Genomic DNA, 19,398 nt, shown 5'->3' on the forward strand with positions numbered 1-19,398 from the left:
GGTGAAAGCGAAGGCGTCAGCGCCCGGGCCAGAGCGGAGCGCGTTTTTCCTGGAACGCCCGGACACCTTCTGCGGAGTCCTCGCTGTCCAGTGCGGCCATGAGGGCCGGTAGTCGGAGTCCCCGGGCTTCTTTGGCAGTCAGATGTGAGGTCTGGGTGACCATCTGCTTCACGGCCCGGACCGAGGTGGGGGCACAGGCCAGGATCTGGTCCACCCAGCGTTGGACTGCGGAGTCCAGATCCTCGGCTGGCACTACCTCATTGACCAAGCCCATGGATTGCATCTCTGCGGCATCGGCTTTGCGACCGGTCAGCAGCATTCCCATGGCCTGGGTGTACGGGACCCTGCGCACCAACTGGTGGATGCCGCCGTCGAGCGCCAATCGCCCAACACGTGGTTCGGTCAAACCGAACTTGGCACTGGAAGCCGCCACTACGATGTCGGCACCGAGGACGATTTCCATGCCGCCGCCCAGGGCGTAGCCGTTGACACGGGCGATCACCGGAACATCCAGGGTGGTGCGCAGGCTCAGGCCGCCGAAGCCGTTGGGGTCCAGGCCGGCCCAGTACTCCAGGCCGGTCTTGTCCACGGCGTCGGCGGACATGTCGGCGCCAACCGAGAAGGCGCGGGGGCCGGCGCCGGTGACTACGACGGCCCGCACAGCCGGGTCACTTTCCAGCTGGGACCAGATCCCGTTGAGCCGCGCGTGGGTGGCACTGTCCACTGCGTTCAGGACGTGCTGGCGATCGATGGTCACCGTTGCCACGCCGTCGGTGATGTCCAGAGTGACCTCGTCAACCCGTTCTGCGACAACGCTCATCGGAGGACTCCCAGCTGCTGGAGGCGTTCGATGGTTTCCTTATCGAAGCCGTTCTCCTTTAGGACCTCCACGTTGTGTTCGCCAAGGCGTGGAGCGGCGCGTCGGATGGACGGCGGCGTAGCCGAAAGGCGGATGGGGGCGTTCAGCATCTTCACGGTGCCCACCGAGGGGTGTTCGGCCTCCACGATCATGCCGTTCGCTTCGGTTTGGGCGTCAGCGAGCGCCTGTTCCAAGGTGTGGACAGGTGCGTTCAGCAGTCCCTGTTCTTCCAGCTTCGCCGTCCAGTATTCGGTGGTGTTGGTGGCGAAGTGTTCGCGGAAGATGGCCTGGAGTGCGGGCTTGTTCTTGAACTGCTGCTCCAAGGTGGCGAAGCCCGGCCGTTCGGTGAGGTCCTCGTCGAGTTCCAGTGCCTCGGAGATCCGGGCCAGGGGATCGGGCGTGAACCCACCCACCATGCACACGGCGCCGTCGGTGGTTTCGAAGACGCCGCTGAGTGGCATGGCACCCCAGTTGACCTCGTAGCCGCGGTTGAGCTGCATGCACGCTTCCTGCATCTGCAGGTGCAGCATGGAGTCGTACATGGTCACTTCCACCTTTTGGCCCACCCCGGAGGTGTCCCGGGTGCGGAGGGCCAGCAGGATGCCCTGCATGAGGTGCATGCCGGTGATGTAGTCGCACAGGGTAGTGGGGTAGATGGCGGGTTTCGTGTCCTCGGACTCGCGGCGCCACATCACGCCGGAGTAGGCTTGGGCGATCGCGTCCTGTCCGCCCTTGTGTGAGTAGGGTCCATCGGGTCCGAATCCGGTGCCGGAGGCCCAGATGATGCCGGGGTTTGTCGCTTTCAGGTCCTCGTAGCCAAAGCCCATGCGTTCCATGACGCCGGAGCGGAAGTTGCTGACCACGACGTCAGCGTCGGCCATGAGCCGGTGGAGGACTTCGCGGCCTTCGTCGGTGCGGGTGTCCACGGAGACGCTGCGCTTGTTGCGGTTGATGGACAGGAAGATCGGGTTGTCCTGGCCGTCCTGGTCCGGGAACGAGTTGCGCGAAATGTCGCCTGCGCCCGGGCGTTCCACTTTGATGATGTCCGCGCCGTAGTCGCCCAGCAGTTGGGTGCAGGACGGACCCATGAACACCTGGGTGAAATCCACGATCTTGATGCCCTCCAGCGGAAGGGGCGTCGGTGCCGGCGCCGCGGCGGTGCGTGCCGCCGTCGTGCTTTCTGTCGCTTCCGCTGTCATGAGGCTCATGCCGGTACCACTGCGTCGGAGTCGATGGTTGCGTTCGACGACGGGACGTCGCCCGGGTCGGCCCCGTGCCGGCGCATGCCCAGCTGGATGTCCGCTGCCGCGACATCGCGGACCAGGATGTTGTTTTCGACGGCGAGTGCTGCTGCGACACCGACGGCCTGGCCCATGGCCATGCAGGGCGGAATTTCGCGCGACATCTTCTGGGCCTCGGGGGTGGCGGAGTAGTGGCGGCCTGCCACCAGGAGCTGGTCAACTTCCTTGGGCAGCAGCGAGCGGTAGGGGTAGTAATAGTCGCGGCCACGCGCAACGGTGTCCGCGAAGTGGCGACGCTGGGTGACGTCGTCCTTGGTCATGACGTACTCGCCCTGCAAGAGCCGGGTCTGGCGGACACCCATCTGGGAGGCGACGTCCAGCATGTAGGCATTCTCGAAGCCCGGGAGGTTGGCGCGGACGTAGTCCACGGCCTCGGAGATCCTGTCCCGGGCGGCGAACTCGGCTGCGGTCATGTCAGCCGGGTCGACGCCGTCGAAACCGGTCATGTGCGGGGCGTTGCACCAGACCACGCCGTCGATGGGTGTCTTGAGCCACCACAGCTCCCACGCACCGCCCAGGAGCCGCTTGATCTTGCGGTTGATGGCGCGGGCCTCCTTGGGGTTGGCCTGTTCGAAGGCTTCGGCTGCGTTGGTGTTCACGTTGCCGAGGCGGAAGACCAGGGTGGTGAGGTAGTTGTCCTTGGCGTAGCTCGCGCCGGCCCGGGAAGCGACGTCGATGTCGCCTGTGGTGTCGATGACGACGTCGGCCATGAAAGCTTGCGGGCCAAGTTTCGTTTCGCAGATGACGCCCTTGATCACGCCGTTGTCCACGATCGGCCGGGAGAACCAGGAGTGGAGGCGGAGATCGACGCCTGCTTCGCGGACGAGGTCGTTGGAGACACGCTTCCAGCCGTCGGGGTCGAAGGCAGCGGCGTAGCAGATGGGTTTCGGGTTGGTATGGGAGTGGAAATCGAAGGTGCCGTAGCGTCCCCATTTGTTCCACAGTTCCTCGGAGGTCCTGCGGTCATCGGCGGGCGGAACGATGGCCAAGCCGAGCTTCTGGAGCCGCTCCACATACTCGGAGACAATGCCGGTGACCGTGATTTCCTGGCCGTTGATCATGTCATCGAGCACCAGGACCATCCCGCCGGAAGCGAGGCCGCCCAGGGAGGAGTAGCGTTCCAGAAGGGTGACCTTCGCGCCGGAGCGGGCCGCGGTGACTGCGGCTGCCACTCCTGCGGGGCCACCGCCTACGACGAGCACATCGGAACGGGAGATGACCGGGGCGGTGAGGTCCGCCGTCGTGGTGGAAAGTTCGAGCGAGTTCATGGTGAGGTCCTTACTTGCCGACGAAGATGCCGTTGGAACGGCGTGCGGCGATGTAGAAAACGATGCTGAGGATGGACAGGACGGCCACGTAGACCGGGAAGATCCAGCTGAGGTTCAGGGATTGGAACCAGACCAGCAGGTAGGAGGCCGTGCCGCCGAAGAGTGCTACGCCAATGCCGTAGCCAAGGGCCACACCTGTGCCGCGGATGTTCTTGGGCATCAGGGATGAGCTGACCACGTTGTAGAGGGTCATGTTCAGGACCAGGACGATGGAGCCGCCCAAGAGGACAGCGGCGAAGCCACCGATGCCGGGCTGGACGTACATCAGCATGAGGAACACCGAGGGGATGGCCAGGACGCGGGTCACGAGGAACCACTTGGACATGGCCTTGCCGTCCGAGAGCTTGCCGATGACCCAGCTGCCAACTACCAGGATGACGCCCAGGATTGTGGTGAGGGCGAAGACTGCTGTGGGGTCTTCTTTGAACCCGCTGCGTGCTGCGCTGGGGAGCCCGACGTTCCAGGCGTAGTTGTAAGCCTGTGCCGCGCCGACGACGAAGATGATGGCCAGGACTGACAGCCAGTGCTTGCTGACGCCCTTCCAGACGGCGCGGGGCGTGTTGGTGGCCATTTCCTCGTCCTTGAGGGTCTCCGGGAGGGAGCGACGGAGGTAGAGGACCACGAAGCCGAAGAGGGCACCAATGATGAAGGGCACTCGCCAGCCCCACTCGCCCATGGCCGTGCCGCCGATGACCAGGCTGCACACGAAGCTGACCAAGGAGGCCATGAGGATGCCGATGTTGACGTAGAAGGACATGATGCCGGCCACGTAGCCTTCGCGGCCTTCCGGTGCCAGCTCCACGGCGTGGGAGGTGGAGAGCGGAGCTTCGATGCCCGTTGAAATTCCCTGCAGCACGCGGCACACCAGAAGGATGATGCCGGCCGCGGGGCCGATGGTGGCGTAGCTGGGCGTGACGGCGATGACCAGGGTGGTGCCCGCCATGAGCATGATGGACAGGAGCATGACCCTGCGGCGGCCGATGCGGTCAGCAAGGGTTCCCAGCAGGATGCCGCCCAGCGGGCGGAAAGCGAATCCGACGGCGAACACGGCCAACGCATTCAGCGTTGCCGACAACGGATCGGTATTGGGGAAGAAATTCGGTCCTATGAAGGCTGACAGGAGTCCGAAGACCATCCAGTCGTACCACTCGAGGGCGTTTCCCAGGCCCAGGCCAAGGAGGCCCTTGCGTACTTCCGGGCTGAATTTCTTGCCTTGGTCAGGGGTAGTTGCTTTGGGTGCGGGGACAGCGTTGTCCGTTTGGATGTCGAGCATGGAAGTTTCCTTACGCTTACGCCGTGGAAGGCGTGAAAGGGTATGACGCAGGGACGCCTGTTGAAGGAAGCGCCTGATGCGAAAGTGGCAAGGATTGTCAGCGGCCACGGGATCGTGTCCGGACAGTTATGGGAGCACGCCCATGCCGTCTGAGGGCGGCTGCGTTACCACGCGTGTGGTGCGTTGACCCAGATGGCTACGCATACCTCTTCGTAGCTGTTCTTGTACCAGTGGGGGATCTCTGAGGAGTAGGTGATGGAGTCGCCCTCTTCAAGGCTGTAGCAGACGCCGTCCAGAAAGACGTCCTTACGGCCCGAGATGATGTAGCAGAACTCTTCACCGCTGTGGGTAAAAGGGGTGGCGCTGGTGTCGTGCCCTGGGGGCGTGCTGATCCATTGCGCTTCGAGGCTTCCGTCCCGGTTGGGGGTTAGCAGTTCGTGTATTGCTTCGCCTACCGATTCCCGGGTGACGTTCACGAGGTTTCGCCGCTCTGACCTGCGGACTACCGGCGATCTCGATTCGTCCTGGCCAATGAAAAACCTCCCTACGGGGATGTCCAAGCCGTGGGCCAGTTGCGCCAACGTGGTGAATGAAGGGTTGGCCATGCCGCGTTCGATCTGGCTGACGATGGCCTGGCTAAGGCCGGTGATCTCCGAGAGCTGGGCCAGGGTCATGCCCTTTGCCTTGCGCATGGTGCGCACCTTGTTTCCGACCGTTGCCAGCAGTTCGCTGGTGGCTGGTGGAGCAGGAGTCTCGGTGGTCATTGCCGCATCCTTCGTTGGTGAGCTAACTCACATAACTATAGTGAAGATTTTTAGCAGGTCAATGGTTTCTCTTCATTAAGGTGAAGATTTTTACAGGATCGGTGATTCCAGTTCCCGGGTCGTCCCGAAAACACACTGGTCAATGTCCGTCACCTGCGGCCGGAGCTCAAGCAGATGATCAGCGTTCGGCAGCAGGCGAATGCTGATTTCAAGCTCGGACGCCAAATGCTCCATGCAGACGGCGCCCACCATGTGACTGGACGTCTTCAGGCTGAGGACGGCGTCCATTGCGTCATCCATGTCCAGGCTGTCCAAGGCCCGATGCAGGCGGGATACACGCCACGGCAGTAAAGCTATGTAATTGCGGACGAAGGCGTGGATGATTGCCGGGTCTCCGCCTAGCTCTGCTTGAAGTGCAATCAGGACGGTGTGATCCACCAGGGCGTCTGTGCACTCGTCATACTCAGACACCGTATCCCTCCCGCCTCGGAACAATAGATTCACGATTCAACAGTAGGACCCGTCGAACTGCCCACGTGCCATTAATCCAAAGCTTGATGAAATCTTGAGCGGACTCAGAGGCAGTCTTGATTCCCGGACCGGAAAGTAGCAAGTGACAGGACATGGCGTGTCGCTGGAGGACCTCCAGCTGCGGATTAGGGAGAGGGGAATCGGCATGGACAGTGGTGCTCGCCCGTCACCTGGGCTGATGGTGATCATCGTCTTTTGCATGACCGTCCTGCTGGGTATCGGAGGGACTGCTGCCTACACCCTGTGGGAACAGGGATCGCACAGCGCGGGCTCCGATCATCCTGTGGAGTCTGCCCCCTCCACTACATCCAAGCCGTGACTGGCCGGGGACTCGAGGAAAGCCGTCAACCGGTTTTCGAGAATGGACACGTTCTTCATTTCGCACTCCCAGATGGTCAGGACGCCCCAACCGGAAGCGGCGAGTTCCGCCCGCTGCTGAGCGTCCCGTTCCCGGGTCCTGGTGCGCTTGGTCTCCCAGAAAGCAGCGTTCGCTGCAGGGGCATGCTGTCCGACCTTGCAGTCATGGAAGTGCCAGAAGCAGCCGTTGACAAAGATGACTTTGCGCTTGCCGGCAAACACCAGATCGGGACGGCCTGGCAGCTTCGTCCTGCCGGACTGCCCGTGCAGTCGATACCTGTAGCCTTTGGCATGCAGTAACCTGCGGACCAGCAGCTCCGGTTTGGTGTTCTTGCCCCGGATTCTGGACATGTTTCGGCTGCGCTGTTCCGGCGTCAGCAGGTCCCGGCTCTCGCCCATAAGACCACCCTACCCAGGGAGTTTTTGTACAGATAATGCTCTTATGGAGCCCTCTTAGGAGCATTATCTGTACAAAAACTCGTGAGGGGGTGGCGTGAGCACTCGGCTGTCCACCCCAATGGCGTGACTTGGACCTTCATCCGCCTCCGACACTGTGGGCAATAGCGCGGCGGTTCCATCACCAACTGCTGCAGGCAGCTTTGGTGAACGTCCGACGTCGGGCTGTCACCGCCGCAGTGGCCGCAATAGGCGGCGTTCACAGCATCTTCTGGAGTTCCTTGATGGGCATGTTCAGCTCCACCAGGAGATTGAGGTCGGCGTTGGCGGGGCGGCCCAGGGTGGTGAGGTAATTGCCGACGATCACAGCATTGATTCCGCCGAGCAGGCCCTCGCGGGTGCCCAGGTCGCCGAGGGTCAGCTCGCGTCCGCCGGCGTAGCGCAGGACAGTCCGTGGCATCGCCAAGCGGAACGCCGCGATGGCGCGAAGGGCGTCCTTGCCGTCCATGATCCCCTGGTTCTCCAAGGGGGTTCCCGGCCGGGGATTGAGGAAGTTCAGCGGGACCTCGTGAGGTTCAAGGGCGGCAAGTTGCGCGGCCAGCTCCGCACGCTGCTCCAAAGACTCACCCATGCCGATCAGGGCACCGCAGCACAGCTCCATGCCGGCGGCCTTGACCATGGCACAGGTTTCCAGCCGTTCCTCGTAGCTGTGGGTAGTGACCACCTGGGGGAAGTAGCTGCGGGCTGTCTCCAAGTTGTGGTTGTATCGGTGCACACCCCACGAGGCGAGCTGGTCCACCTGGCGCTGGGTGAGCATGCCCAGGGAGCAGGCGATGTTGATGTCCACTTCCTCGTTGATGCGCTCGATCGCGAACTTGATCTGGTTCATCAGCTTGATGTCGGGGCCGCGAACGGCGGCCACGATGCAGAATTCAGTGGCACCCGTAGCAGCAGTCTCCCTGGCAGCTTTGACCAGTTCCGGGATGTCCAGCCACACGCCGCGAACAGGGGAGTCGAACAGTCCGGATTGGCTGCAGAAATGGCAGTCTTCGGGACAACCGCCGGTCTTGATGGAGATGATGCCTTCCACCTCCACGTCCTCGCCGCAGTGCTTCAACCGGACCTCGTGCGCGAGGTCGAGGGCCGCGGGAATGGCCTCGTCTGGCAGCTGCAGAATCTCCAGCAGCTGCTCTTCGTTAAGGCCTTCGCCACGTTCGAGCACCTGTTCGCGGGCGGTATCGAGGATGGGGTAGCGGGCAACGTTATGGGGTGCGTGCGTCATGTCCTTGACGGTATCTGCGCAGGTGAGGGGCCGTTTTGTGGGGTGCGCACAAAGGGTGATCCGGCTTTTTGGCTCCGTCCGCACGGGACGGGTGATGCAGAAGTTACAGCTGCGAAACATCCCTGTGACTGAATTGACGCGCTGCGTGACTAGCGTCGTGGACGAAGCACCCTCCCCGGACGAAAGCGACCCGCATGAGCGACGACAAGACGAGTACCGCAATACTGGAGCCGACGACGGCGGCAAGCACCGCCGTCGTGCCCGGCACCTCAGCTGTACCAGCGGCAGGCAACGCCGACGCACTGAGTGCCGCGAAGGAGAGCCTGGAGGACTACACGCTCCGGTTCGCCCCGCGTTCCTACCGGAAGTGGAGCGCCGGCGTGGTGGCGACAAGTGCCCTGGGTGGCATCGCCTACCTTGCCGACTTCTCCATCGGAGCAAACATAGGGATCGCCTACGGCACCGTGAATGCGATCTTCGGCATCATCGTGGCCGCGGTGATCATCTTCGCGACCGGCTTCCCGCTGGCCTACTACGCTGCCCGCTACAACATCGACCTGGACCTCATCACCCGTGGGTCGGGCTTCGGCTACTACGGCTCGGTGGTCACCAACATCATCTTTGCCACGTTCACGTTCATCTTCTTCGCGCTTGAGGGCTCCATCATGGCCCAGGGCCTGCAACTGGGCCTGGGCATCCCGCAGTGGATCGGCTACGCGGTGTCCACGATCATCATCATTCCCCTGGTGATCTATGGCATGAAGACTCTGGCCACCCTGCAGGTGTGGACAACTCCGCTGTGGCTGTTGCTGATGGTGGTCCCGGTCGGTTACCTGCTCTTGTCCCACCCGGAAAGCATCGACGCCTTCTTCGCGTTCACCGGTGCTTCGGGCGATGGCGGCCCGAACCTGGCCTCGGTGATGCTGGCCGCCGGTGTCTGCCTGTCCCTCATGGCCCAGATCGCCGAGCAGATCGACTACCTCCGCTTCATGCCGCCCAAGACCGCTGAGAACCGGGGCGCCTGGTGGCGTGCAGTGATCCTCGCCGGACCGGGCTGGGTGATCTTCGGTGCCATCAAGCAGATCATTGGCCTGTTCATCGCCATCTACCTCATCGCCAAGCTCGATCCCGCAGCCGCAGTCCACGCGAATGAACCAGTCCATCAGTTCCTGGGCGTCTATGAAGAGATGATGCCGGCCTGGCTGGCCATGACCCTTGCCGTGGTGCTGGTGGTCATCTCGCAGATCAAGATCAACGTCACCAACGCCTACTCCGGTTCGCTGGCCTGGACCAACTCCTTCACCCGTATTACCAAGAGCTACCCGGGACGGATGGTGTTCGTGGTGGTCAACCTGGTGATTGCGCTGATCCTCATGGAGTCCAACATGTTCGACTTCCTGAACACCATCCTTGGTTTCTATGCCAACTGCGCCATGGCGTGGGTTGTTACGGTGGCTTCGGACATCGCGATCAACAAGTACCTGCTGAAGATCTCGCCCAAGGTTCCCGAGTTCCGGCGCGGCATGCTTTACGCCGTGAACCCCGTGGGCTTCGTGTCCATGCTGGTCTCGGCCGGGGTCTCCATCGCAGTGTTCTTCGGGGCCTTTGGTACCGCTGTCCAGCCTTTCTCGCCCATCTTCGCTGTGGGCCTGGCACTGGTTCTGCCGCCGCTCCTGGCGGTTATTACCCGCGGCCGCTACTACCTGCGCCGCACGGACGACGGCATTGACCTGCCGATGTTCGACTCCGACGGAAACCCCAGCGACGCGAAGCTCCTGTGCCACGTCACCGGCCTTGAGTTCGAACGCCCGGACATGCTTCGCTCGGCCCAGGACGGGCCCGACGGCGGACCCCAGTACATCTCGTCCCTCGCCTTGTCCACGGACAAGTCGGGCGCGCTGGTGCTCCCGGCGCAGAAGTAGCCCCCGTCCGCCCAACTAGGTGACAGCACATGTCCTACTGACGGCTCATTGGGACAGGAGCTGTCACCTAGTTGGGTGCACGCATGGTTTGGGTGCACGCAGAACGCCCCGGTTCCCTTGGAGGGAACCGGGGCGTTGCGCTGTGTTCGTTTGGCGCTGAGGGCTTACTTGTCGAAGGCGTCCTTTGCGGCGTCCTTGACGTTCTCGCCTGCCTGCTTGGTCTTGGCGGCTGCCTGGTCAGCTACACCTTCGGCCTGCAGTTTCTCGTTGTTCGTGGCGTCACCCAAGGCTTCCTTGGCCTTGCCCGTGACTTCCTGTGCCTTGTTGCTGATCTTGTCTCCGAGTCCCATGGGATCTCCTTCGATGTAGTACCAACGCTGACAATTGCTAGGCTATCGAGCAATTCTGGGTACTTCCTGAATGTGTGCTGCTCAGGGCTTGAGGACCACCTTGATGCATCCATCCTGCTTCTTCTGGAACTTCTCATAGAGTGCCGGCGCCTCATCCAAGCTCCCGGTATGGGTGACCAGATGCATGACTCCCAGCGGATCGGCGTCGTCCTCCACCAAGGGGAGCAGGTCCTCGATCCAGCGGCGCACATTGCATTGACCCATGCGGAGCTGGATTTGCTTGTCGAACATGGTCATCAGGGGCATGGGATCGGCTTGGCCGCCGTAGACGCCGCTCAGTGACAGGGTGCCGCCGCGGCGCACCGTGTCCACGGCAGTATGGAGAGCCGCCAGCCGGTCCACGCTCATGGTCTCCATGGCGACCTGCGCCGGCTTGTCCGGAAGGAGGGACACGGCCCGGTGCAGGAAGGAGGCTACAGGCGAACCGTGTGCTTCCATGCCGACGGCGTCCACCACGGAGTCCGGTCCCCGGCCCAGCGTTTCCTCCCGGATCTGACTGGCGACGTCGGAACTGTAGTCCATGGTCTCCACGCCATGGGACTCTGCCATCGCCCGGCGTTCCGGGACCGGGTCGACTCCGATGACGCGGAGGCCCTTGTGGAGGCCAATCCTGGTTGCGAACTGACCCACTGGCCCGAGTCCCAGCACAGCGAGGGTCCCGCCCTCCGGAACATTGGCGTACTCCACTGCCTGCCATGCGGTGGGGAGGATATCGGAGAGGAAGAGGTAGCGCTCGTCCGGTGAATCCGAATCAATTTTCACAGGGCCGTAATCCGCGAACGGCACCCGCAGGTACTGGGCCTGGCCTCCGGGAACGGAGCCGTACAGTTCGGAGTAGCCGAACAGCGCCGCACCTGATCCTTTGGCCTTGACCTGGGTGGTTTCGCACTGGGACTGCAGGCCTCGGTTGCACATGTAGCAGTGCCCGCAAGCGATATTAAAGGGGACGACTACCCGGTCGCCCTTTTTGAGCCGGTGCACTTCCGGGCCCACTTCTTCGACGATCCCCATCGGCTCATGTCCAATGACGTCGCCCTTGTGCATGTAGGGACCCAGCACTTCATACAAGTGCAGGTCCGAGCCGCAGATGGCAGTGGACGTGATGCGGACAATTGCGTCCGTGGGCTCCTGGATGGAGGGGTCGGGTACCTCGTCGACGCTGAGCGTGCGCCGGCCTTGCCAAGTCACTGCTTTCACGTGTGGATCTCCCTGCTGTTGATGCCGGGGCCGGTCCCGCTCTTCTGGAGACCACTCCAGCGAAACAGAGATCGCGTCCGCACACAAGGCCGCCCGCTCTCGACACGATTCCTTGGTGGTGCCTAGATTTAGCCATGAGCAAAGAACCGAACACAGCTGACGCGGCACCTTCCGGACCTGAGGCGACAGACGCCGTCGAGCATGACACAGGAACCGGCGACTTCACGACCGAACTCGACCCCACCGTCATCCCTGATGAGTCCGCTGAGACTCCGGAGGAAAAGCGGGCCCGGGAACACCCCGAGGAGACGGGCAGCTAAAAACTAGTAAGTAACCTGATAACTAGCTACGATACAAGAAGAGGCGGGACCGGAATCGTTTTGGAATAACCCGATTGGGGTACACCTCGGACACCAAGCACACGGGCCGCGAGCGGCGCCCACGGAAGTCCGCTCACCAGGGAGGTAAGCCTCGTGGATACAGGACAACTGGTATTGATCATCGTCGTGGCCGTAGTGGTCATTGCGGCCGTGATTATCGCGGTGGTTGTTGGCCGCCGTAAGAAGGCCGAGGTGAATCGCCGCAGGGCAGGGGAGCTGCGCGAAAAGGCGCAGGAGGAAGCCATCGGCGCACACCAAGCGAAGGCCGAGGCCGCCCAGGCCGAAGCAAACGCCCTGCAGGCCGAAGCTGAGGCCAGCCGGCTCCGTAAGGAAGCCGAGCGGCACTCCGAGAAGGCCGAAGAAGCGCATGGACGCGTTGAGGAGCACCTCCGCCACGCCGACAAGCTTGACCCGAACGCCACGCCGGACCGATCCGCCGACGACGGTCGGGGCAACCATGCGGGCCACGGCAATATGGACCACGACGGCGGCTACACCCATGACGCCGACCGCACCAGTGACGCCGACCGCGTTAACGTGGCTGAGGGTGAGCGGCTGACGCGTGACCGCAGCAGGCGTGAAGGCTCCACGCGCGAGGGTGACAGGAACCTGTAGTTTCAACGACGAAGCGGAGGTAAGGAAGTGAGTATCGTGGTGAGGCGGACAGGTCAGTCAATCCGTGCGACCGATTCGAAGATCAACCGACATGCAGTGGATGTTGTTCTGGGACACCTTGGCGAGATCGGCCCAGCCGTTGCCGCCCTGCGTCGGGAATCGTCGCGGCTTGCCGAATGGGGCGAGGAGCTGGCCAGGGCCAGGCTTCGTGGCGGCCGGGTATTCGCCGCCGGGAGCGACGGTTCCGCCCATGAAGCACAACGCTTCGCCTCCGAACTCACTGCCCACGATGCCGCCCACGATCACGGTGGCAGCCCCGGCTCGTTCACGGCCATCGTAGCCAACAAGGATGCCGGGGAGACCATCAGCGGCCAGATTCCCGCAACCGTCAAAAAGGGAGACATTGTGGTCCTCCTGGCCGCCAAGGGGATTACCGATGACCTCCGGGACGCTGCGGCCGCAGCCAAATCCGCAGGCGCCAAAGTGTGGGCGCTGACGGGGAGGGAATCGAAGGACCTGGCGCAGTCCGTGAATGAAGCAATCAACATCAACACGGACCCGCCGCACGCCGAGGAAGCACACCTGGTGGCAGTTCTTGCTCTGTGTGAATGCTTCGACGAGTCGATGAGGGACCTGACCAAGTAGCGCCACGGGGATGTGCCTGCCCAAGGCAGGCGCATCGCCGTGGCAGGCTTTCCCTGTGAAGACTACGGTTATTGGCTACATTGCGGTGCTCGCGCTCGCCGGCCTGGTGTCCCTGAGCATCCTCGGCGCATCCATGCTGCAACGCCACGATAACCGGGGCATCGCGGTCCTGGCCCTGGTGGTGGGCGGGCTGCTGCTGACTTTCATCTACGGGTTGATGGTGGGCCGGGCAGCACGGGCGGCAGAACGCAGACTTCGCACCGCCCAAAGCAAGGTCCCGCAGTTCACAGCGATGACCATCAATGCCTCGGCGGACTTCGCCCATTCGCCGTCCAGTGTTTGGGCCCTGATTCGTCCGGCTGAATCGTCGGTCTCGTTCGAGGACGAAGTGTATCACGCCATCTCCATCCCAGCTGTTGATGGCGGTCCCGGCGAACTCCAGTGCTTCTTCCATCGCAACGGCGAGATCGGCGCGATCGAAGTGCTGCAGGAGATCCCGGAGCAGTTGGCTGTCACCCGCTCACTTCTTCCTGCAGGCCGGCCGGACACGGAGACGAGGTACCGGCTGGAGGACACAGGGCGTGGATCCCGGCTGACCGTCGAGACCGATTTCGAGGTGACTGAGGACGCGCCCATCGATAGAGAATCAGGGCGTCGTTTCTGGGACAGCTACTTCGAAAGAATCGGCGCTGTGCTGGACCGGCAGGACGTTGAATCCGCTGAAGGGCGCGCTGTGTGATCTGCACCTCACCCGGAATAGTTGCAGACGCGGCACAGTTACGCATGGTGAACCTGATTCATCCTGAAAGGAATCGCGCATGCTGTTTTCCCCCTTGGCCCTCGGCGAGCTGGAGCTTTCCAACCGATTGGTGATGGCCCCGTTGACCCGCCTGCGCGCAGGCCAGGATGGCGTTCCGAATGATCTGATCGCTGAGCACTACCGCCAGCGCGCCTCGTTGGGCCTGATCGTAAGCGAAGGAACCTACCCGGCCCCCGCCGGCCAGTCCTACCCCGGCCAGCCCGGACTCGTCAACGACCAGCAGGTGGCCGGCTGGAAGAAGGTCACTGACGCTGTCCATGCCGAGGGTGGCCGCATGTTCGCCCAGATCATGCACGGCGGACGCGTTTCGCACGCGGACATCACCGGTGGCCACGAGATCGTCGGCCCCAGCGCCGTCGCCATCGACGGCGAGGTCCGCACCCCGAACGGCAAGCAGCCCTACCCGGTGCCCCGCGAACTCCGCACTGACGAACTGCCCGGAGTGATCCAGGAAATCGTCACCGCCTCCAAGAACGCCATTGAGGCAGGATTCGACGGCGTTGAACTCCACTCCGCCAACGGTTACCTCCTCCACGAATTCCTTGCACCGAACTCCAACGTCCGCACCGACAGCTACGGCGGTTCCCCGGAAAACCGCGCACGGTTCGTCATCGAGACGGTCAACGCAGTAGTCGAAGCCTTGGGCGCCAACCGCGTGGGCATCCGCATTTCCCCGGAGCACAACGTCCAGGGAATCGCAGAAACAGATGCGGCCGATGTCCGGGCCACGTACGAGGTCCTGGTGGATACCATTGCACCGCTCAACCTGGCGTACCTGAGCATCCTGCACCACGAGCCCAAGGGTGCGCTGGTCCAGGACCTCCGCGAACGTTTCAACGGAACGTTCCTGGTGAACACCGGCTTCAGCGAAATCACTACCCGTGACGAAGCCTTCGCCATCATCGAAGAAGGCCTCGCCGACGCTGTAGTGGTAGGTCGCCCGGCCATCGCCAATCCGGATCTGGCGCGTCGCTGGCGTGACAGCCTGCCGCTGAATGAACCCAACCCGGCCACGTTCTACGCTGACGGCGCCGAGGGATACACGGACTACCCGTTCTACGCCAACTAAAAAGCAGCAACATCACGACGTCGGCAAGCGCCTCTGTTCGCAAGGGGCGCCTGCCGGCGTCGTGCTTTAAGCTCCCGCGACCCGGGTGGAATGTGACGTCGTCTCCTTGCCAGCCACGGGCCAGCGTTCCTATAGGATTTGTGGCATGTCTGAACCTTCGCCGGCAGTCGCCCGCCCCGGCTTTCCTGTCAGTCGCCAAGTCCTGGCGGACCACGTGTATGAAGCGTTGCTCGAATGGCTCATGGATGGTCGGTTGGAACCGGGAGCTGCCGTCAGCATCGACGGGATGGCGCGGGAACTGGACGTTTCGCCGACACCCGTGCGCGAGGCGTTGGCCCGGCTGGAGCATACAGGCATGGTTCGTCGCGTCGCGCTCAAGGGATACCGGGTAGCTCCTGTTTTCACCCGCGAGGACTTTGCCGAGCTCATGGAGGCGCGGCTCTCCATAGAACCCGTGAATGCCCGTTTGGCGTGCTCGCGGGTGACGCCGGAGGGCCTCGACGCGCTGAAGCGGGCTGTGGAGGACTTGAAGACCGCTCCGAGGGGTGGAACTTTTGCCGAATACCGCAGTTACCTTGAGGCGGACGAACGGTTTCACCAGCTCATAGCCGCCCAGGCGAACAATCAGTTCCTGCTCGCGGCGTACAACACCCTGGGCGGGCAGGTCCAGCGTTTCCGCTTGTTCGGGGGAGTGGGTATCACCGATGCCGAGCAGGCGATCTCCGAACACCAGGCCGTGTTGGACGCCATGCTGAGCGGCGATCCGGAGAAAGCCGCACAGACCATGATCAACCACGTGGAGAAGGTTCGCGGACGGGCGATGGCAGACGCGCCCGAGGAATAGCCGTTTATGAAGCGAGGCCCGCCGGACACCCCGGCGGGCCTTTTTGTGATCCCCTTCACGAACATATGTAAGACATATAGGATGCAGGAAGTTTCCGAAAAGGCTTGACAGTTCCTTCTGGTTCATAAATCCTATAGGAAACAGGATTCCACGAAGGAGTGATCATCATGGCGTATACCGCCGAGAATTGGCCCATCACCGCGGCCCTCCTGCAGTTCCCCGGCACGGACCATACCGGCAAGGACATCAACGACGCCGATGCTTCCGTGTGGGCCGAAGTCCTCCAGGAAGTGAAGGACGCGGGTTTCGCCAACGCGGACCTCACCGACAGCTGGGTGCGCCCGGGAGACCTCAGCAAGGACCGCCTCGCCGAGTTCAAACAGACCGCCGAGCACGTAGGCATCGGGACGCCTGTCATTTCAGCCATCCGCCGCAGCGTCATCCACGAACGTGACTGGGAAGCCAACCTCGCCTACAGCCACCGGACCATTGACGCTGCAGCAGAGCTTGGTTGCGAAGTAGTCTCGATCGGCCTCCACCAGGCCATAACTCCGGAGCAGCAGAAACAGCTGTGGTTCTGGACCGTAGAGGGCTACAAGGACCCCGTGGGTGACAAGGAAGCGTGGGGCAATGCCGTCTCCCGAATCCGTGAACTCGGCCAGCACGCCGCTGAGGCCGGCATCCTGCTGTCCCTGGAGATGTACGAGGACACCTACCTCGGCACCTCCGACTCTTCCGTTCAACTCGTACAGGACATCGGCCTGGACAACGTTGGCCTGAACCCGGACCTCGGCAACCTGATCCGCCTTCACCGGCCCATCGAAGACTGGCGCGAAATGGTGGCCAAGACCCTGCCGTACTCCAATTACTGGCACATGAAGAACTACATCCGCGACGAAGACGTAGCCCGCGACAGCTACATCACCATGCCCGCCCCCATGGAAAGCGGACTCATCAACTACCGCGAGGCCTTCAAGTTTGCGCTCTCTGTAGGCTTCCAAGGCATCCTCTGCACCGAACACTACGGTGGCGACGGCCTCAGCGTCACCGCCAGCAATCAGGAATACCTCCGCCGCCATGTCCTCCCCAAGACCGAGGGCTACGCGCTGGGCACCAGCCAGGTGGCCCAGGGCCGCCAGCTGCCTGCGGCGGAGCTGGCGGGAGCTGCGAAATGACCCGGATTTTCGACGACGCGGCAGACTTCGCCGACGACGCCCTGGACGGTTTCGTGGCTGCAAACCGCGGCTACGTAGCCAGAGTGGATGGCGGCGTGGTGCGTTCCACCGAGATACCTGCCGGCCAAGTAGCGCTGGTGGTGGGTGGAGGCTCCGGACACTACCCGGCCTTTGCCGGTCTCGTTGGCCCAGGCCTGGCTGCAGGCTCGGCGTGCGGGAACATGTTTGCCTCTCCCGCGGCAGGACAGGTGTACCGGGTGGCGAAGGCCGCCAACGCCGGTGGCGGTGTGCTGCTGAGCTACGGAAACTACGCCGGCGATGTCCTGCACTTCGGCCAGGCCCAGCTGCGCCTGAACGCGGAGGGCATCGAGACCCGCACAGTCACCGTTACCGATGACATTGCCAGCGCCCCCATCGAGCAGTTGGACAAGCGCCGCGGCATTGCCGGTGACCTCACCGTTTTCAAGATCGCAGGAGCCGCCGCAGAAGCGGGACTGGACCTTGACGGCGTCGAGCGTTTGGCCATCAAGACCAACTATCGCACGCGCTCCCTCGGGGTGGCCTTTGACGGCTGCACGTTGCCGGGCGCCAAGGACCCGCTGTTCCACGTACCGGCGGGGCAGATGTCCCTCGGCCTGGGTATCCACGGCGAGCCCGGCATCTCGGAGCACCCCATGCCGACGGCCTCCGAGCTCGCAGAGCTCCTGGTGTCCAAGCTCCTGGCCGATAAGCCCGAAGACGCGGGGGACCGCGTGGTGGCGATCGTCAATGGACTTGGCACCGTCAAGTACGACGAACTCTTCCTGCTCTTCGGCAAGATCGAGAAGCTCCTCGCGGCCGCCGGGCTCACCGTAGTCGAGCCCGAGTGCGGCGAGTTGGTGACCAGCCTGGATATGTCCGGTCTGTCCCTGACGTTGCTGTGGCTGGACGAAGAACTTGAACAGTACTGGTCCGCGCCCGCCGACACACCCGCTTTCCGCAGGGGCAGCATGGCACCCCGCGCCGCGCGCACCACTGCATTGACCGACGACGCCGAAGCCTCCGACGTCGAGCAGCCCACCCGGGCCGCGGCGGAACTTGGGGAGCAAGCCGTGGCGATCCTCGCCCAGGTGAGGGACGTCGTCGTCGAGCATGAAGAGGAACTGGGCAAGCTGGACGCGATCGCCGGCGACGGCGACCACGGTATCGGTATGCGCCGTGGCGTCGATGCGGCCGCTGCTGCCGGAGAAGCTGCCGGTGGTTCTTCAGTGGCTCGGGTGCTGGCCAGTGCCGGCGAGGCCTGGAGCGAGCGTGCCGGCGGCACCTCCGGAGCTTTGTGGGGTTCGGCCGTCATCGCGGCAGGGCAGGCGCTCGGCAACCGGGAGTCGTACAGCGCCCAGGATGCTGCCGCGGCTGTGCAGGCCTTCGCCGGAGCGATCACCGAACTCGGCAAGGCCGAGCCGGGCGACAAGACCATGGTGGACGCGCTCCTTCCGTTCCGCGACGCCTTCCTGGCAGAGCTCGACGGCGGTGCTCCCGTTGACAGGGCGCTGGCAGTTGCGGCTGCGGCGGCCGAGTCCGCTGCCGCGAGGACCGCGGAGCTCCGGCCACTGAAGGGCCGAGCACGTCCCCTCGCCGAGAAGAGCCTCGGCCACCCTGACCCCGGCGCAGTGTCCTTCGGACTGATCACCGCACGGATCTCCCAATTCATCGATTCACAACTTGCCGCTGCAACCACCGCTGCACCGGCCGGAAACGGAGCATCAGAATGAGCAACACCGAAGGCTGGCGCATCGTCGTCGGCAATGACGAAGCCGGCGTGGAATACAAGAACGCCCTCCTGGCACTCCTGGAAGCTGATCCGCGCGTCGCGTCCGTGACCGACGTCGGCGTGGGACCGGATGATTCCACTGCCTACCCGCACGTTGCCGTCGATGCCGCCCGCAAGGTGGCCGAAGGCGAAGCGGACCGGGCACTGCTGATCTGCGGCACCGGCCTCGGCGTCGCTATCGCAGCCAACAAGGTACCCGGCATCCGCGCCGTCACGGCCCACGATTCCTACTCCGTGGAACGTTCCGTCCTGAGCAACAACGCCCAGGTCCTGACCCTCGGCCAGCGCGTCATTGGACTGGAACTGGCCAAAAAGCTCGTGGGCGAGTGGCTCGGACACCGCTTCGACGAGAATTCCGCCTCCGCCGCAAAGGTGGACGCCATCTGCTCTTACGAACCCGACTACACAAAGGCGGTCTGA

The 19,398-nt window shown here is 63.2% G+C and carries 20 protein-coding genes; 10 read left to right on the forward strand and 10 right to left on the reverse strand.

From position 1 onward, the window contains the following. Positions 1-16 precede the first annotated feature (16 nt). The 8 genes from ACFUOZ_RS07485 to bioB form a co-directional block, all read right to left on the reverse strand. Entirely contained in the window at positions 17-820 is an 804-nt protein-coding gene (locus tag ACFUOZ_RS07485; RefSeq protein WP_377546306.1) for an enoyl-CoA hydratase-related protein, read from the reverse strand. Further along, on the reverse strand, positions 817-2,058 hold the full coding sequence (locus ACFUOZ_RS07490) for a CaiB/BaiF CoA transferase family protein (protein WP_377546445.1): 1,242 nt from the start codon (positions 2,056-2,058) through the stop codon (positions 817-819). Before ACFUOZ_RS07490 ends, ACFUOZ_RS07485 begins: the two co-directional genes overlap by 4 nt. A gap of 5 nt (positions 2,059-2,063) precedes the next feature. Next, the gene (locus tag ACFUOZ_RS07495; RefSeq protein WP_377546308.1) at positions 2,064-3,428 is read right to left on the reverse strand and encodes an FAD-dependent oxidoreductase; all 1,365 of its coding nucleotides are present in this window, start codon (positions 3,426-3,428) and stop codon (positions 2,064-2,066) included. Between the two features lie 10 nt (positions 3,429-3,438). Next, positions 3,439-4,761 carry an MFS transporter gene (locus ACFUOZ_RS07500; protein ID WP_377546311.1) on the reverse strand — a complete coding sequence of 441 codons (1,323 nt, stop codon included), beginning with the start codon at positions 4,759-4,761 and terminating at the stop codon, positions 3,439-3,441. Positions 4,762-4,925: 164 nt separating this feature from the next. Next, a complete protein-coding gene (locus ACFUOZ_RS07505) occupies positions 4,926-5,525 on the reverse strand; it encodes a helix-turn-helix domain-containing protein (RefSeq protein WP_377546313.1) in 600 nt (199 codons plus the stop codon). Positions 5,526-5,615: 90 nt separating this feature from the next. Beyond that, positions 5,616-5,996 (reverse strand): Hpt domain-containing protein, encoded by a 381-nt coding sequence (locus ACFUOZ_RS07510; RefSeq protein ID WP_377546316.1) that lies wholly within the window; start codon positions 5,994-5,996, stop codon positions 5,616-5,618. 336 nt (positions 5,997-6,332) lie between these two features. Next, positions 6,333-6,812: a very short patch repair endonuclease gene (locus ACFUOZ_RS07515; RefSeq protein WP_377546318.1), complete on the reverse strand. Its 480-nt coding sequence runs from the start codon at positions 6,810-6,812 to the stop codon at positions 6,333-6,335. A gap of 256 nt (positions 6,813-7,068) precedes the next feature. After that, a complete protein-coding gene (gene bioB / locus ACFUOZ_RS07520) occupies positions 7,069-8,091 on the reverse strand; it encodes a biotin synthase BioB (protein ID WP_377546320.1) in 1,023 nt (340 codons plus the stop codon). A 194-nt stretch (positions 8,092-8,285) separates the two neighbouring features. On the opposite strand from bioB, the gene ACFUOZ_RS07525 reads away from it, so the two are divergent. Next, entirely contained in the window at positions 8,286-10,013 is a 1,728-nt protein-coding gene (locus ACFUOZ_RS07525; protein ID WP_377546323.1) for a purine-cytosine permease family protein, read from the forward strand. 164 nt (positions 10,014-10,177) lie between these two features. On the opposite strand, the gene ACFUOZ_RS07530 is transcribed toward ACFUOZ_RS07525, so the two are convergent. After that, positions 10,178-10,363: a CsbD family protein gene (locus tag ACFUOZ_RS07530; protein ID WP_018777112.1), complete on the reverse strand. Its 186-nt coding sequence runs from the start codon at positions 10,361-10,363 to the stop codon at positions 10,178-10,180. 81 nt (positions 10,364-10,444) lie between these two features. Beyond that, a complete protein-coding gene (locus ACFUOZ_RS07535; protein WP_377546325.1) occupies positions 10,445-11,620 on the reverse strand; it encodes a zinc-dependent alcohol dehydrogenase in 1,176 nt (391 codons plus the stop codon). A 134-nt stretch (positions 11,621-11,754) separates the two neighbouring features. On the opposite strand from ACFUOZ_RS07535, the gene ACFUOZ_RS07540 reads away from it, so the two are divergent. From ACFUOZ_RS07540 to ACFUOZ_RS07580, 9 genes are all read left to right on the forward strand, one after another. Further along, positions 11,755-11,940: a hypothetical protein gene (locus ACFUOZ_RS07540; RefSeq protein ID WP_377546327.1), complete on the forward strand. Its 186-nt coding sequence runs from the start codon at positions 11,755-11,757 to the stop codon at positions 11,938-11,940. Positions 11,941-12,093: 153 nt separating this feature from the next. Continuing rightward, positions 12,094-12,615: a hypothetical protein gene (locus tag ACFUOZ_RS07545; RefSeq protein WP_377546330.1), complete on the forward strand. Its 522-nt coding sequence runs from the start codon at positions 12,094-12,096 to the stop codon at positions 12,613-12,615. Between the two features lie 27 nt (positions 12,616-12,642). Further along, positions 12,643-13,260 (forward strand): SIS domain-containing protein, encoded by a 618-nt coding sequence (locus ACFUOZ_RS07550; protein ID WP_377546332.1) that lies wholly within the window; start codon positions 12,643-12,645, stop codon positions 13,258-13,260. Between the two features lie 55 nt (positions 13,261-13,315). Continuing rightward, positions 13,316-13,999: a hypothetical protein gene (locus tag ACFUOZ_RS07555; protein WP_377546334.1), complete on the forward strand. Its 684-nt coding sequence runs from the start codon at positions 13,316-13,318 to the stop codon at positions 13,997-13,999. A gap of 79 nt (positions 14,000-14,078) precedes the next feature. Next, on the forward strand, positions 14,079-15,149 hold the full coding sequence (locus ACFUOZ_RS07560) for an alkene reductase (RefSeq protein ID WP_377546336.1): 1,071 nt from the start codon (positions 14,079-14,081) through the stop codon (positions 15,147-15,149). Between the two features lie 145 nt (positions 15,150-15,294). Further along, positions 15,295-15,993 (forward strand): GntR family transcriptional regulator, encoded by a 699-nt coding sequence (locus ACFUOZ_RS07565; RefSeq protein ID WP_377546339.1) that lies wholly within the window; start codon positions 15,295-15,297, stop codon positions 15,991-15,993. Positions 15,994-16,160: 167 nt separating this feature from the next. After that, positions 16,161-17,168: a sugar phosphate isomerase/epimerase family protein gene (locus tag ACFUOZ_RS07570; RefSeq protein ID WP_377546341.1), complete on the forward strand. Its 1,008-nt coding sequence runs from the start codon at positions 16,161-16,163 to the stop codon at positions 17,166-17,168. Continuing rightward, on the forward strand, positions 17,165-18,919 hold the full coding sequence (gene dhaL, locus ACFUOZ_RS07575) for a dihydroxyacetone kinase subunit DhaL (protein WP_377546343.1): 1,755 nt from the start codon (positions 17,165-17,167) through the stop codon (positions 18,917-18,919). The genes ACFUOZ_RS07570 and dhaL overlap by 4 nt, the downstream gene beginning before the upstream one ends. Next, positions 18,916-19,398 carry a ribose-5-phosphate isomerase gene (locus ACFUOZ_RS07580; protein WP_377546346.1) on the forward strand — a complete coding sequence of 161 codons (483 nt, stop codon included), beginning with the start codon at positions 18,916-18,918 and terminating at the stop codon, positions 19,396-19,398. The genes dhaL and ACFUOZ_RS07580 overlap by 4 nt, the downstream gene beginning before the upstream one ends.

The organism is Paenarthrobacter sp. NPDC057355 (genome assembly GCF_042667405.1).
Classification (GTDB): domain Bacteria; phylum Actinomycetota; class Actinomycetes; order Actinomycetales; family Micrococcaceae; genus Arthrobacter.

What these genes read in the sequence shown, in the direction of transcription:
- ACFUOZ_RS07560 (WP_377546336.1), top strand. Translation starts at nt 14,079, where the DNA reads ATGCTGTTTTCCCCCTTGGCCCTCGGCGAGCTGGAGCTTTCCAACCGA.
- ACFUOZ_RS07570 (WP_377546341.1), top strand. Translation starts at nt 16,161, where the DNA reads ATGGCGTATACCGCCGAGAATTGGCCCATCACCGCGGCCCTCCTGCAG.
- ACFUOZ_RS07540 (WP_377546327.1), top strand. Translation starts at nt 11,755, where the DNA reads ATGAGCAAAGAACCGAACACAGCTGACGCGGCACCTTCCGGACCTGAG.
- ACFUOZ_RS07505 (WP_377546313.1), bottom strand. Translation starts at nt 5,525, where the DNA reads ATGACCACCGAGACTCCTGCTCCACCAGCCACCAGCGAACTGCTGGCA.
- ACFUOZ_RS07515 (WP_377546318.1), bottom strand. Translation starts at nt 6,812, where the DNA reads ATGGGCGAGAGCCGGGACCTGCTGACGCCGGAACAGCGCAGCCGAAAC.
- ACFUOZ_RS07530 (WP_018777112.1), bottom strand. Translation starts at nt 10,363, where the DNA reads ATGGGACTCGGAGACAAGATCAGCAACAAGGCACAGGAAGTCACGGGC.
- ACFUOZ_RS07490 (WP_377546445.1), bottom strand. Translation starts at nt 2,058, where the DNA reads ATGACAGCGGAAGCGACAGAAAGCACGACGGCGGCACGCACCGCCGCG.
- ACFUOZ_RS07565 (WP_377546339.1), top strand. Translation starts at nt 15,295, where the DNA reads ATGTCTGAACCTTCGCCGGCAGTCGCCCGCCCCGGCTTTCCTGTCAGT.
- ACFUOZ_RS07500 (WP_377546311.1), bottom strand. Translation starts at nt 4,761, where the DNA reads ATGCTCGACATCCAAACGGACAACGCTGTCCCCGCACCCAAAGCAACT.
- ACFUOZ_RS07495 (WP_377546308.1), bottom strand. Translation starts at nt 3,428, where the DNA reads ATGAACTCGCTCGAACTTTCCACCACGACGGCGGACCTCACCGCCCCG.
- ACFUOZ_RS07525 (WP_377546323.1), top strand. Translation starts at nt 8,286, where the DNA reads ATGAGCGACGACAAGACGAGTACCGCAATACTGGAGCCGACGACGGCG.
- ACFUOZ_RS07580 (WP_377546346.1), top strand. Translation starts at nt 18,916, where the DNA reads ATGAGCAACACCGAAGGCTGGCGCATCGTCGTCGGCAATGACGAAGCC.
- dhaL (WP_377546343.1), top strand. Translation starts at nt 17,165, where the DNA reads ATGACCCGGATTTTCGACGACGCGGCAGACTTCGCCGACGACGCCCTG.
- ACFUOZ_RS07485 (WP_377546306.1), bottom strand. Translation starts at nt 820, where the DNA reads ATGAGCGTTGTCGCAGAACGGGTTGACGAGGTCACTCTGGACATCACC.
- bioB (WP_377546320.1), bottom strand. Translation starts at nt 8,091, where the DNA reads ATGACGCACGCACCCCATAACGTTGCCCGCTACCCCATCCTCGATACC.